Origin of the sequence: Halosimplex halobium (assembly GCF_051414055.1) — an archaeon.
GTDB lineage: Archaea > Halobacteriota > Halobacteria > Halobacteriales > Haloarculaceae > Halosimplex > Halosimplex halobium.
Genome location: NZ_JBLKNX010000011.1, coordinates 149,726 through 161,558, shown reverse-complemented (window position 1 = coordinate 161,558; position 11,833 = coordinate 149,726). Strand labels below are relative to the sequence as shown.

The following is an 11,833-nucleotide window of genomic DNA, read 5'->3' as shown; positions in this document are numbered from 1 at the left end:
TTGACGTGAAATACGGGACCGGTAGGTTAGAACGATAACGTGATATTGGTGGTCGAATGTTGATGTGAAATCCGCGTGGGACGACTCCCACTGCCCATCAGACGCTCGACCGCGAGGCGGTGAGCGTCTAGAACTCCTCTTGCAGGTCCTCGGGGAGCGACTCGACCACCTCGTCGCCGGGGAACCGCTCTATCGCCTCCGCGGTCAGGTTCGCGTAGTAGCGGTACTTCGTCCGGGTCTCCTCCTCGCCCCAGTCGCTGCCCATGTACGCGAGCACGTCGGCGTCCGGCGAGAGGATGCGCCCGTCCAGGCCGTCCGGCGTGACGTAGGCGTTTTCGACGTCGCCGAAGTAGTAGGTGATCCCCTCGAACTCGAAGGAGTCGAGCACGGAGAGTTCGACGTTACCGGTGGCGTTTTTCAACAGCGGCACGTCGACGTCGCTCCCGGGGACCGTCTCCAGCCCGAGGTGTTCGATCTTGTCGATGTCGCGGCCGCTGACCTTCCCCGAGAGGGTCAGCGCGTCGACCATCTCGACTGAGGGGGCCGCCATCACGAACTCGGGGTTCTCCTCGATGATCTCGTGGGTGTACGTCTTGTTACTGACCGCCAGCAGGTACCGGAACGGCTTGTACCCCGCCGTCATCCACCACGAGGCCGTCATGAGGTTCGGCCCCTTCCGTTCGCTGTTGCTCACGACCAGCGCCGTCACTTTCGGCTTGAAGATCGAACTCGAGTCCCGTCCGGTGACCTCGTCGAACACGTCTTCCGGCGTTTCCGATCCCATACCCGGGGTTTCCCGCCTCGCTCCTAATGTGTATCGTTATCGGTCACCACGTCCAGTCCGTCGGGTCCCCCGCGGAGCGACCCGGCGGCGCCCGCTATCCGCCACGCGCTCGTCTCCGATCGACCGGCGGACGCGGTTGCTGAGGCCCGGGACACACCTCCTCGGCCTGTCGCGGTCCGAGGGTCGTCCGGAGTTCCGGCACCGAGGACGTGATCCCAGCGAGCGAAAACTGACGTGACGGTTTTGCCGGACTCGGCCCTCGGTCGAGGTATGCGCGGCCCGACGGAGAAGGCGCCGGACCCGGTCGTCTCGCCGCTGTTCGTCAACGCGATCCACGAGGAGCTGCGGGGCTACGCGGGGGACCGGGCCGGCGACCCGCGGCCGTGTCCGAACTGTGAGTCGACCGAGCGCCGGAAGAACGGCTCCCAGCGCGAGCCCAAGACGGTCGCGCGGCTGGTCACCGACGAGGGGATCGAGGACGTGGGCGTCGCGGTCCAGCAGTACGAGTGTACGGCCTGCGGGCGCTCCTACCAGGGGGACCTCTCGGGGCTGTTCTACCCCGACTGCGACTACGCGAAGCCCGTCGTCGACCTGTGTCGGTTCCACGCCGCGGAGCGGTCCCCGACCGCCTGCGAGCGGCTGCTGCGGCGCCGGTACGGCCTGCAAGTGAACCGCGACACGGTCGAGCGCTACGCCGAACGGTTCGACGAGCCGCCCGAGCGGCGGCCGGTCGAGATCGCCGGCTACACTTACTCGCTGTCGTTCCTCGCGGAGCTGTTCGGCGACGGCGACGCCGAGGACCCGCCGGGGTTCGTGCTCACGAGCCACAGGGGCCTGTGGTGAACCGCCCGCGACGACGGCGCTCCGGGTCAGTCCGCGTCCTCGATGGCCGCCGTGAGGTTGGCGAAGTAGGTGTCGATGTCGCGCTCGACGATGGGGCGCAGCACCGACGGGTTGAGCGTGGCGGCCCCGCCGCTGTAGGTCACCTCGGCGGTGTAGGCCAGCTTCGAGGCGTGGCGGTCGCCGTCCTGGATCTCCATGGCGGCGAGCACGTCGAACTCGCTGCCGGTCGTCGAGTCGAACGCGCTCGCGCTCGTGACGACGTGGTCCGGCGGGTCCATCTCGACGAACTCGGCCTCGCCGGACAGCGAGACGGTGAGCCGGCTCACCCCCCGCGTGATATCCACCGAGTAGCGCCGCTCCGAGAGCCGCTCGATGGCCTCGGCACCGGGCACACACTCCGTGAGCGTCTCCGGGTCCGACAGGCACGCCCACAGCTCGTCGGGCTCGGCGTCGATGTAGACGGCGTCGGCGAACTCCAGGCGCTCGACGCCGTCGTCCTCGACCGTGGACTCCTCGGGGTCGTCGCCGGTCGGTTCCTCGGGTCGCGTGTCGTCTGAGTGGCTCATTGATGTGCGGGGGGAGAGTGGTCGCTACACTTCGATGATCGTGAACTGGCTCGAGGCGATCCCCACGTCGTAGAAGTTCGCCTCGCCGTCGGTGACGACCACCTCGTACCCGTAACTGCCGGGGTCGAGCGTCTCGGTCTCCAGCGTGCCGGTCCACTGGGCGGTCGACTCCTCGCCGCCCTCCTGCCAGGACAGCTCGACCGGGTCGAAGGCGCCGTCGGTCGACTCCACCGTGACCGAGTCGAACGCGTCGCCGCCGACCAGATCCCCGCTGGACCCGTCGTAGATGCCGACCGAGAAGGTCACGTCCATCTCCGGGCTGAACTGCCGCTCGGGCGCGCACCCGCCGACGAAGCCGTTGGCCGACTCCACGGGCGCGCCGTTCCAGAACGTCTCGGTCGTGACGACGTAGTTGGTCGGGTTGGAGTACTCGATGACCTCGATTGCGTCCTCGAGGATGCCCACGGCCCGGAAGTTCGCGTCGCCGTCCGTGACCTCCACCGTGTAGGCGTAGGTGCCCGTCGAGATGTCCTCCGGGAGCTCCCAGGAGCCGCTCCACTCCTGGGCGGGGTTCTCCTCGTCGTCGCCGGCCCAGCCCAGCTCGACCTCGGGGCCGCCGTCGACGTTGACGACGACGCTGTCGAGGTCCTCGTCGGTGAGCTGGTCGCCCGTCTCGGGGTCGTAGATGCCGACGTAGAACACCGCCAGCATGCCGGGCACGAACCGCCGGGTCGCCGAGCACGCCGACGCGAACGCCGCGCCTTCGGGGACTTCCCCGGTGCCGGTCTCGGCGGTCACGACGTAGTTCTCCGGCTCGGGTTCGGGCGTCGCCGTCGGCGTGTCGGTCGGCGTCTCCGTCGCCGTGTCGGTGGCCGCCGGCTCCGGGGTGTCGGTGTCGCCGTCGCCGCCGGGACAGCCGGCGAGCGCGACGGTAGCCCAGCTGGCGGCCCCGCCGGCGAGCACGCGACGGCGGGTCGCCCCGTCGTCGGGCTCGTCCGCGCCGGTGGACGATTCCTGGTCGGTCGAGTAGCTGCTGTCGCGGCTCATACACACACAACTCCCGGAGGTGGCGACAAAACCCTCCCCGAAGTTCTAACTCTCTGGGAGAGACGGCGTCCGTTTTATCCGAAACTCGCCGAAGACCCTAGCGAGATGGCTGACGACACCTCCGGCGTCGACCGCGGCGACCGCGCGGGCGAACAGGGCGAGCCCGAACCGCCTGGCGAGGACGAACGGTCGGGGTCGAGCGACGGGCGAGTGACGAGGCGGCGGCTCATGGCGGCCGGCGCGGCGACCTGGGCCACCGCGAGTGTCTCCGGTTGTCAGTACATCACCGACCCCGGCACCGGCGACGACGACACCGACACGCCGACGGTCACGACCGAGACGACCACCACCGACGAGCCCGTCGGCCCGGCCACCCCGTCCGACCCCGGCGACGACAACGGGACCGCCGCCCCCGACGGGACCGCCGAGGAGACCCCGACGCCGACTCCCACCCCGACCCCGACGCCGCCGCCGACGACCACCTCCTGTGCCAGCCTCGGTCGGTTCGCCGCCGGGATGGAGGTCGGTCTCCACGTCGCTCTCTACGACCCGGAGACGGGCGAGCCGCTGGGCGACGACGCCGTCGACGCCGTCCGCGTCGAGTTCCCCGACGCCGAGTACGGCCCGCTGGAGCTGAACTGGGAGGGCGACCACGAGGCCTACTCGACCGACACCTGGGGGACGAAGATCGCCACCAGCCCCGAGACCGAACGCGGGACCTACCGCTACGAGGTCACCGTCGAGGCCGACGAAGAGACCGTCGAGACGAAGGTCGCCGACCAGTTCACCGTCGTCTGACCCGGGGGCACGAACCGCGAACGTCGGCGACGGCGCCGAGAATCGGTGACGGTTGCGCCGTGGTTCCCTCTCCGTTCCCCGTCGGCCGCCGCTACTCCTCGATCTCGATCCGGCGGCCGGGCGGCTCCTCCTCTCCTGCGACCGGGAGTTCCACGTCGAGGACGCCGTCCCGGTAAGTCGCGGTGATGCCGTCGGTGTCCACTGCCCGCGGGACGTTCACCTCGTGGTCGAACACGCGCGAACTCCCCGGCCCGCCCGTTCGCCGCGCCGAGACGGTCAGCCGGTTGTTGACCCACGTCACGTCGATGTCCCCCGGGTCGAACCCCGGCAGGTCGACGAAGACCCGGTAGACCCCGTCGTCGCGGTACAACTCGATCTCGTGGTCGGGATGGTGTGTCATCGGACTTGCCCTGCTGGATGCTACCGCACACCCGCGTACCTTCGTTTCGGTAGTTACAGCTCGCTGAGAACGCCGGACCGGCGAGCGGTCCGGCCGGTCGAACTCGCGGAACCGACACCCCGGCCCCGTGGAATACCCTTTTGCGCGCTCGCGACGTAGGTTCCCGACGTGACGGGCAACAGAACGCGACCGGAGACGGGTGAACGGGACCGGCGCGGGTACGCGGTCGACGGCGCGGAGGCGGGCGAGACGCTGGCGGCCGTCGCCGGCGCGACAGCGGCCGGCGTGCTCGTCGTCGACGACGGGCGGATCGCGTTCGCCAACGACCGCGCCGGGCGATATCTCGGGCGCGAACCCGCCGCCCTCGCCGGGAGCGCCGCCGAGTCGGTCCTGCCCGACCGTGCGGTCGACGCGGTCGCGGCGGCCGCCGACGGCGGCGCGGAGCGGCGGGTCGCGTGGCGTGGGTCGGAGAGCGCCGAGGGGGTCGACGCTGGCGTCGCCGCGACGGTCAGCCCCGCCGACGGCGGGCGGGTCGTCGTGACGCTCACGCGGGGCGAGCGGACGGCGCCGGCCGCATCGGGCGGCGACGCCACACCCGACACGTCGGTCAGGGGCGCCGGGGACGACGTGCCGGAAGACGACCCGTCGGCGGGTGACACCGGGCGAAATGCGCTGGCCGACGACACCGCCCGAATCGCGCTCGACGCCGACGGGCGGATCACCGCCTGGAGCGGCGGCGCCGAGGCGGTGACCGGCTGGTCGGCCGCCGAGGCCGTCGGCGCGGACCTGTCGCTTCTGTACCCCGACGACGCCGCGGCCGACCCCGCGGAGACGCTCGACCGCGCGCGGACCGAGGGCGCAGTCGAGACCGAGGGGTGGCGACTGCGCCGCGACGGGAGCGACTTCTGGGCGCACGTCGCGGTCGCGGCCCGCCGGGACGCCGACGGGCGGGTTACGGGGTACGACCTGCGGCTGCGCGACCGGACCGACCGCAAGCGGCTGGCCGACGAGCGCGACCTGCTGGCGACGGTCAACCACGCCATCGCCGACGCCGACGGCTTCCGCGAGGGGGTCGAGACGACCCTCGAAGCCGTCTGTGCGCGCACGCAGTGGGCCTACGGCGAGGCGTGGGTACCTGCCGCCGACGGCGAGCGCCTCGAACACCTCGTCGGCCACGCCGCGTCCGAGCGGCTGGAGCCGTTCCTGGCGGCCAGCCGCGACGTGACCTTCGACGCCGGTGAGGGGCTGCCCGGACGGGTCTGGGCGAGCGAGTCGGCCGAGTGGATCCCGGACGCCTCGGCGGTCCCGGAGCCGACGTTCCACCGGACCGGGACCGCCGAGGAAGTCGGCCTGCAGGCGGCGCTGGGCGTCCCCATCGAGACCGACGACGGCGTCGTCGCGGTGCTGACGTTCTTCCTCCGGGAGCGGCGGGCCGCCGACGAGGAACTGGTCGAGGCGGTCACCGACGTGGCGGCCGACCTGGGCGCGCTGGTGGCCCGCAAGCGCGCCGAGGAGGACCTGCGCACCTTCCGGCAGGCCGTCGAGCAGGCCGGCCACTCCGTCTACGTCACCGACACCGACGGCACCATCGAGTACGTCAACCCGACCTTCGAGCGGGTCACCGGCTACAGCGCCGAGGAGGCGGTCGGCGCCGAACCCTCGCTTCTCAACTCCGGCGAGCACGACGCCGACTTTTTCGCCGACCTCTGGGAGACGATCCGCGACGGCGAGGTGTGGACCGGCGAGGTGCGCAACCGCCGCAAGTCCGGCGAGCCCTACGTCGTCAACCAGACCATCGCACCCATCGTCGACGACGACGGAGAGATCGAGCGGTTCGTCGCCGTCAACGACGATATCACCGACCAGAAGCGACGCGAGCGTGAGCTGCGCAGCCAGCGCAACTCCCTGCGCCGGATCAAACAGATCATCGAGAGCCTGCGGCCGATCAACCGCGAGCTGGCGCGGGCGGACACCCGGGAGGCCGTCGACCGGGGCGTCTGCGAGCAGCTGACCGCCTCGGAGACGTACCTCGCGGCGTGGGTCGGCGAGTACAACGCGGCCGCCGACGAGATCACGCCCCGCGAGTGGGCCGGCGTCGACGACGAGTTCGTCGAGGGGCTCGACCTCGCGCTCGACGGGCACGGGAGCGAGGGAACCGGAGGCGAGCCGGAGGAGGACCTCTACCGCCGCGCGGTCGCCGACGGTGAAGTGCAGGCGGTCCGCGATCTGACGACGGCTCCGGATGCGGGCCCGCGCCGCGAGCGCGCGCTGGCTCGCGGCTTCCAGTCGCAGGCGGTGGTGCCGGTCGTCTACGGCGACTCCGTGCTCGGGGTCGTCACCGTCTACTCGGCGCGGCCCGACGCCTTCGACGAGTACGAGCGGGGGCTACTGGGCGAACTCGGCGAGCGGGTCGGCCACGCAATCAACGCCGCCGAGAACCGGCAGCTGCTCCACACCGACACCGTCGTCGAGCTGGAGTTCGAGGTCGGCACCCGCGACTCGCCGGCCGCGAGCGTCGCGGGCGAGCTGGGCTGTCGGCTCTCGCTGAACGGCGTCGCGCCCGCCGCCGAGGGGTCGTACGTCTGTTACGTCGCCGTCGACGGCGCCCGCCCGGGGGCGGTCGCCGACCGGCTCGCCGAGCGCGACGCCGTTGTCGGGACCCGGGTGGTCGAGGCCCACGGCGAGACCGGCGTCGTCGAGGTGACCGGCGGCGCCGACCCCGTGGCCGCGCTGGTCGAGCGCGGCGCGACCGTCCGAGAGTTCGAGACGACCGGCGAGGTGGCGACGGTCCGCTGCGAGACGGCGCCCCGCTCGGACGTGGAGGCGCTGATCACCGCCGTCGAGGCCGCCGGCGAGGACACCGTCTTCGTCGCCAAGCGAACCCGCGACCGCGACGTGCGGACCGTCGAGTTGACCCGCAGCGCCGTCGCCGAGCGGCTGACCGACCGCCAGCGCGAGGCGCTCGCACTCGCCTACCACGCCGGCTACTTCGCCTCCCCCCGCAACTCAACCGGCGAGGAACTGGCCGACGTGCTCGGGATCGCCTCGCCCACCTTCTACCGCCACGTCCGCGAGGGCACCAGGAAGGTCCTCGAACTCCTGGTCGAGGCCGAGGACGCGCCGCTGGCCGACGTGACACGAATCGAAGGCTAGTTGACTAGCTTCTACGGAAACCTTTCGGGCGGACAGTACTAGTCAGATAGCTCCGTCGGCTATGGCCGCAGGGGGAGAAGGATCGGGTACAGATGGACACAACCAGAGACCGGGCGTTCCTGGACGCGGTGGGCGACGAGGACTGCAAGACGATCCTCGACGCGGTGCGGGAGGAGGCCAAGACCATCCCGGAGCTGTCCGAGGAGTGCGACATCCCGCTGTCGACGGCCTACCGGAAGGTCAACCGGCTCCAGGAGGCGGAGCTCGTGGCCGAAAAAAACCGGCTACCGGAAGACTGCCGGCCGAAGAACGTCTACGAGCTGAACTTCGACGGGGCCGTGGTCACGATGGGTGAGGACGGCTTCGCCGTCGAGTTCGCCGGGGAGTCGTCGAAGCCGGCCGCGTTCGACGGGGTCGTCGAGCCGCCGAGCTCGGCGGTCGGGAGCGACTGACCGGGGCCATGGCGCGGTTCAGCGTCGACTGCGAGACGTGCTCGTTCACCGCCGAGGCCCCATCGGTCGCGGCGGCGCTGTCCGAGGAGCGCGCCCACCGGCGCGAGCAGGGCGTCGAACACCGGGTGACTATCGAGCGGTGTTCGCGACGCCGGGAGCGACCGGACCCGCCCGCGACCGGCCGACCACCAGCGACCGGACCCGACAACAGATGACCTATCACAGGAGGACGAACGCATGACGACGGACCCGACCGTCGTCGTCGGCGTCAAGCAGGTGCCCGACGACGACGAAGTACGGATCGACCCCGACACGGGACACCTCGACAGGGCGAGTGCGCCGGCGGTGTTGAACCCGCCGGACCGCGACGCGCTCGAGGCGGCGCTGCAGTTGCGCGACGCGGCGGGCGGCACCGTCGTCGCCGTGACGATGGGGCCGCCGACGGCGACGGACGTGCTCGAGGAGGCCGTCGCCGTGGGCTGTGACGACGCCGCGCTGATCACCGACCGCGCGTTCGCCGGCAGCGACACCTGGCCGACGAGCCTGACGCTGGCCGCGGCCGCCGAGTCGCTCGGCGCCGACGTGGTCGTCTGCGGCGAGGAGACCACCGACTCTTCGACCGGCCAGGTCCCGCCTGGGATCGCCGCTCACCTCGGGTGGGCGCAGGTGACCTACGCCGAGGCGCTCGAACCGGCGTTCGACGAGGACCGACTCGTCGCCCGCCGCGACGTGGAGGGCGGCTACGAGGTCGTCGCGGCGGACCTCCCGGTCGTCGTCGCGGTCGCCTACGGCGAGTTCGAGCCCCGGCCCGCGGGCCTGCACCGCAAGCTCTACGCCGAGACCGAGTTCGAGCCGCTGGAACTGTCGGCCGCCGACATCGGCCTCGACGACGAGGAGGTCGGCATCGGCGCCTCGCCGACGGAGGTCGGCGGCATGGAGACGGTCGAGCCCGTCGAGCGCGAGCGCGAGACCGTCGCGGGCGCCGAGGAACTGGCCGACGCGCTGGCCGAGACGGGGGTGGTCGGATGAGCGGCGAGAAGGCCGGCGCCGTCGACCCCGACGAGTACAGCGACGTGTGGGTGTTCGTCGAGGAGCACGACGGCGACGTGATGACCGTCTCGTGGGAGCTGCTCGGCGAGGCCCGCGGGCTGGCCGACGACCTCGGCGAGGACCTGGTCGCGCTCGTCATCGGCGAGGACGCGGACGACGTGGCCCGGGAGGCGGTCGAGCGGGGCGCCGACCGCGCGCTGGTCGCGGACGACCCCGTCTTCGAGCCCTACCGCGCGGACCCCTACGGCGAGCAGTTCCGCGCGCTGGTCGAACAGCGCCACCCCGCGGTCGTCCTCATCGGCGGCACCCACACCGGCCGGGACTTCGCCGGCCGGGTCGCCGTGCCGGCCCACGCCGGGCTGACCGCCGACTGCACGGAGCTGGGCGTCGACGACGACGGCCTCCTGGAGGCGCGCCGGCCCGCGTTCGGCGGGAACGTCCTCGCGACCATCGTCTGCGAGGACCACCGCCCGCAGATGGCGACGGTCCGGCCAGGCGTCTTCGCGGCGGCCGACCGCGACCCCGACCGCGACGGCGAGGTCGAACAGGTGGGCGTGGTCGTCGACGAGAGCGACACCGTCAGCGAGGTCCGCGAGCGGGCCGTCGGCGACACGGCCGACATCACCGAGGCCGACCGGATCGTCGCCGTCGGCGGCGGCTGCGACGGCGACCTCGGCCCGGCCGAGGAACTGGCGGACGCGCTCGACGCGGAGCTTGCGGCCAGCCGGAAGGCCGTCGACGAGGGCTGGGTCGACGGCTCCCGCCAGGTCGGCCAGACCGGCAAGACCGTCCGGCCGGAGCTGTACGTCGCCGTCGGCGTCTCCGGCGCCGTCCAGCACGTCGAAGGGATGAACGACAGCGAGGTCGTCGTCGCCGTCAACGACGACCCCAACGCCCCGATCTTCGAGCACGCCGACTACGGCGTCGTCGGCGACCTCTTCGAGGTCTGTCCGGCGCTGGCCGAGCGAGTCCGCGAGGACGGCCTCGTCGATGCCGCCGACGCGGAACCGGAGGCCAGACCATGAGCGACACGGGATCCGAAGCGAGCACTGACGCAGGAGCCGACCGTATCGACCTGGACAGCCGGGAGACGGCGACGCCGGACTACGACGGCGCCTTCGACGCCGTCGTCGTCGGCGCGGGGCTGGCCGGCAGCACCGCCGCGCTGACGATGGCCGAGCACGGGCTGGACGTGCTGATGGTCGAGCGGGGCCGGTTCCCCGGCGCGAAGAACGTCTTCGGCGGCGTGCTCTACACCCCGACGCTGCGCGAACTCGTCGACGTCGAGTCGGCGCCGCTGGAGCGGTACATCGCGGAACGGCGCTTCGGGATGCTCACCGACGACGACGAGACGGCCGTCTCGCTGAGCCCCGGCGAGTGGCACGAGCCGCCGCACAACGACTCCTACACCGTCCGCCGGGGCGCGTTCGACGAGTGGCTCGCCGAGCAGGCGGTCGAGGCCGGCGCGACGCTGGTCTGCCGGACGACGGTCACCGACCTCCTCCGGGAGGGCGACCGGGTCGTCGGCGTCGAGACCGACCGCCCCGACGGGACCGTGCGAGCCCCCTACGTCGTCCTCGCCGAGGGCGGCAACTCGCTGGTGAGCGAGCGGGCCGACCTGAAAGCGCCCGAGCGCCGCGAGAACGTCGCCGTCGGCGTCAAGGAGGTCCTGGAGTTCCCCGACCGCGAACACGCCATCGAGGACCGCTTCCGGGTGAGCGGCGACGCCGGCGCCTCCTACCACTACTTCGGCGAGGGCGCCGTCGGCGACGCCTTCGGCGGCGGCTTCGTCTACACCAACGAGGACACCGTCAGCGTCGGCCTGGCCTACCGCCTCTCGGACGCGGCGACCGGCCAGCCCGACCCCGAGGCGACGCTGGACGGCTTCAAGACCCACCCGGCAGTCGCGCCCCTGCTCCGGGGCGCCCGCACCGTCGAGTACACCGCCAAGACCATCCCCGAGGGCGGCGCCGAGGCGATGCCACAGCTCGTCCACGACGGCGCCGTGCTCGTCGGCGACACGGCGGGGCTGGTCCTCAACAACGGTCTGCACCTCGAAGGCACGAACATGGCCGTCGAGAGCGGCTACCACGCCGGGAAGGCGGTCGCCGACGCCGCCCAGCGGGGTCGCACGGACGCCGACGCGCTCGCGGGCTACCGCGAGGCCCTCGAATCGTCGTTCGTCGTCCGGAACCTCGACCGCTACGAGTGGCTGATCGAGCGGGTCCAGGAGGACCGACAATTGCTGTTCGAGGAGCTGCCGCGGGCAGTCGCCGACGCCGGCAGCGAGTACTTCCGGATGGACAGGGCGCCGAAAGACCAGCACGCCGAGACGGCCAAGCGGGAGCTCCTGCAAGCCGTCGGCGGCTACACCGGGGCCGCGAAGCTCGCGGTCCGCTACCGAAATCTCCTATGAGCGTCGAACCAGGCATCCCCAGCGTCGACAACGAATCGCTCGAAGACCGCCTCTACACCGTCAAATACGAGGACCCCGGCGACTCCCACCTCGACGTGACGATTCCCGGGATCTGCGCCGAGAAGTGCCGCACCGACGACTGCGCCGCCGTCTGTCCCGCCGGCGTCTGGCGCGTGGGCGAGGACGGCGTCCCGGAGATCGCCTACGAGAACTGCCTCGAGTGCGGTAGCTGCCGGTGGGCCTGCCCCCACGGCAACGTCGAGTGGACCTACCCCGACACCGGGGCGGGTGTCACGTACAAACACGGGTGAACCGACGAGCCAC

The 11,833-nt window shown here is 71.7% G+C and carries 13 protein-coding genes; 9 read left to right on the top strand and 4 right to left on the bottom strand.

Annotated elements, in window-relative coordinates; all coding sequences use genetic code 11:
- Positions 1-127: 127 nt before the first annotated feature.
- Positions 128-784: a flavin reductase family protein gene (locus ACMGFG_RS12975; protein ID WP_436930749.1), complete on the bottom strand. Its 657-nt coding sequence runs from the start codon at positions 782-784 to the stop codon at positions 128-130.
- A 270-nt stretch (positions 785-1,054) separates the two neighbouring features.
- Between ACMGFG_RS12975 and ACMGFG_RS12970 the strand changes: the two genes are divergently transcribed.
- Positions 1,055-1,627: a hypothetical protein gene (locus ACMGFG_RS12970; protein ID WP_436930748.1), complete on the top strand. Its 573-nt coding sequence runs from the start codon at positions 1,055-1,057 to the stop codon at positions 1,625-1,627.
- Between the two features lie 26 nt (positions 1,628-1,653).
- Here the strand turns inward: ACMGFG_RS12970 and ACMGFG_RS12965 are convergent, their stop codons facing one another.
- The gene (locus ACMGFG_RS12965) at positions 1,654-2,193 is read right to left on the bottom strand and encodes an SRPBCC family protein (protein WP_436930747.1); all 540 of its coding nucleotides are present in this window, start codon (positions 2,191-2,193) and stop codon (positions 1,654-1,656) included.
- Between the two features lie 24 nt (positions 2,194-2,217).
- Positions 2,218-3,240, bottom strand: a complete 1,023-nt coding sequence (locus ACMGFG_RS12960) for a hypothetical protein (RefSeq protein WP_436930746.1) — start codon at positions 3,238-3,240, stop codon at positions 2,218-2,220.
- Positions 3,241-3,345: 105 nt separating this feature from the next.
- On the opposite strand from ACMGFG_RS12960, the gene ACMGFG_RS12955 reads away from it, so the two are divergent.
- On the top strand, positions 3,346-4,038 hold the full coding sequence (locus ACMGFG_RS12955) for a hypothetical protein (RefSeq protein WP_436930745.1): 693 nt from the start codon (positions 3,346-3,348) through the stop codon (positions 4,036-4,038).
- Between the two features lie 91 nt (positions 4,039-4,129).
- On the opposite strand, the gene ACMGFG_RS12950 is transcribed toward ACMGFG_RS12955, so the two are convergent.
- On the bottom strand, positions 4,130-4,438 hold the full coding sequence (locus ACMGFG_RS12950; RefSeq protein WP_436930744.1) for an Hsp20/alpha crystallin family protein: 309 nt from the start codon (positions 4,436-4,438) through the stop codon (positions 4,130-4,132).
- A 168-nt stretch (positions 4,439-4,606) separates the two neighbouring features.
- Here ACMGFG_RS12950 and ACMGFG_RS12945 point away from each other — a divergent pair, with 168 nt between their 5' ends.
- The 7 genes from ACMGFG_RS12945 (at position 4,607) to ACMGFG_RS12915 (ending at position 11,820) form a co-directional block, all read left to right on the top strand.
- The gene (locus ACMGFG_RS12945; RefSeq protein ID WP_436930743.1) at positions 4,607-7,591 is read left to right on the top strand and encodes a PAS domain S-box protein; all 2,985 of its coding nucleotides are present in this window, start codon (positions 4,607-4,609) and stop codon (positions 7,589-7,591) included.
- A gap of 92 nt (positions 7,592-7,683) precedes the next feature.
- Positions 7,684-8,043, top strand: a complete 360-nt coding sequence (locus ACMGFG_RS12940) for a helix-turn-helix domain-containing protein (protein WP_436930742.1) — start codon at positions 7,684-7,686, stop codon at positions 8,041-8,043.
- Between the two features lie 8 nt (positions 8,044-8,051).
- On the top strand, positions 8,052-8,258 hold the full coding sequence (locus tag ACMGFG_RS12935; protein WP_436930741.1) for a hypothetical protein: 207 nt from the start codon (positions 8,052-8,054) through the stop codon (positions 8,256-8,258).
- A gap of 22 nt (positions 8,259-8,280) precedes the next feature.
- The gene (locus ACMGFG_RS12930; protein ID WP_436930740.1) at positions 8,281-9,072 is read left to right on the top strand and encodes an electron transfer flavoprotein subunit beta/FixA family protein; all 792 of its coding nucleotides are present in this window, start codon (positions 8,281-8,283) and stop codon (positions 9,070-9,072) included.
- A complete protein-coding gene (locus ACMGFG_RS12925) occupies positions 9,069-10,118 on the top strand; it encodes an electron transfer flavoprotein subunit alpha/FixB family protein (protein ID WP_436930739.1) in 1,050 nt (349 codons plus the stop codon). The genes ACMGFG_RS12930 and ACMGFG_RS12925 overlap by 4 nt, the downstream gene beginning before the upstream one ends.
- Complete coding sequence (locus tag ACMGFG_RS12920) at positions 10,115-11,509, top strand: FAD-dependent oxidoreductase (protein ID WP_436930738.1); 1,395 nt, start codon at positions 10,115-10,117, stop codon at positions 11,507-11,509. The genes ACMGFG_RS12925 and ACMGFG_RS12920 overlap by 4 nt, the downstream gene beginning before the upstream one ends.
- Positions 11,506-11,820: a ferredoxin family protein gene (locus tag ACMGFG_RS12915; protein ID WP_436930737.1), complete on the top strand. Its 315-nt coding sequence runs from the start codon at positions 11,506-11,508 to the stop codon at positions 11,818-11,820. Before ACMGFG_RS12920 ends, ACMGFG_RS12915 begins: the two co-directional genes overlap by 4 nt.
- Positions 11,821-11,833: the final 13 nt, after the last annotated feature.

Bases quoted from the DNA above. Each gene is read 5' to 3' on its own strand.
- ACMGFG_RS12960 (WP_436930746.1), bottom strand. From the start codon at position 3,240: ATGAGCCGCGACAGCAGCTACTCGACCGACCAGGAATCGTCCACCGGC.
- ACMGFG_RS12950 (WP_436930744.1), bottom strand. From the start codon at position 4,438: ATGACACACCATCCCGACCACGAGATCGAGTTGTACCGCGACGACGGG.
- ACMGFG_RS12940 (WP_436930742.1), top strand. From the start codon at position 7,684: ATGGACACAACCAGAGACCGGGCGTTCCTGGACGCGGTGGGCGACGAG.
- ACMGFG_RS12925 (WP_436930739.1), top strand. From the start codon at position 9,069: ATGAGCGGCGAGAAGGCCGGCGCCGTCGACCCCGACGAGTACAGCGAC.
- ACMGFG_RS12965 (WP_436930747.1), bottom strand. From the start codon at position 2,193: ATGAGCCACTCAGACGACACGCGACCCGAGGAACCGACCGGCGACGAC.
- ACMGFG_RS12975 (WP_436930749.1), bottom strand. From the start codon at position 784: ATGGGATCGGAAACGCCGGAAGACGTGTTCGACGAGGTCACCGGACGG.
- ACMGFG_RS12920 (WP_436930738.1), top strand. From the start codon at position 10,115: ATGAGCGACACGGGATCCGAAGCGAGCACTGACGCAGGAGCCGACCGT.
- ACMGFG_RS12970 (WP_436930748.1), top strand. From the start codon at position 1,055: ATGCGCGGCCCGACGGAGAAGGCGCCGGACCCGGTCGTCTCGCCGCTG.
- ACMGFG_RS12935 (WP_436930741.1), top strand. From the start codon at position 8,052: ATGGCGCGGTTCAGCGTCGACTGCGAGACGTGCTCGTTCACCGCCGAG.
- ACMGFG_RS12930 (WP_436930740.1), top strand. From the start codon at position 8,281: ATGACGACGGACCCGACCGTCGTCGTCGGCGTCAAGCAGGTGCCCGAC.
- ACMGFG_RS12955 (WP_436930745.1), top strand. From the start codon at position 3,346: ATGGCTGACGACACCTCCGGCGTCGACCGCGGCGACCGCGCGGGCGAA.
- ACMGFG_RS12915 (WP_436930737.1), top strand. From the start codon at position 11,506: ATGAGCGTCGAACCAGGCATCCCCAGCGTCGACAACGAATCGCTCGAA.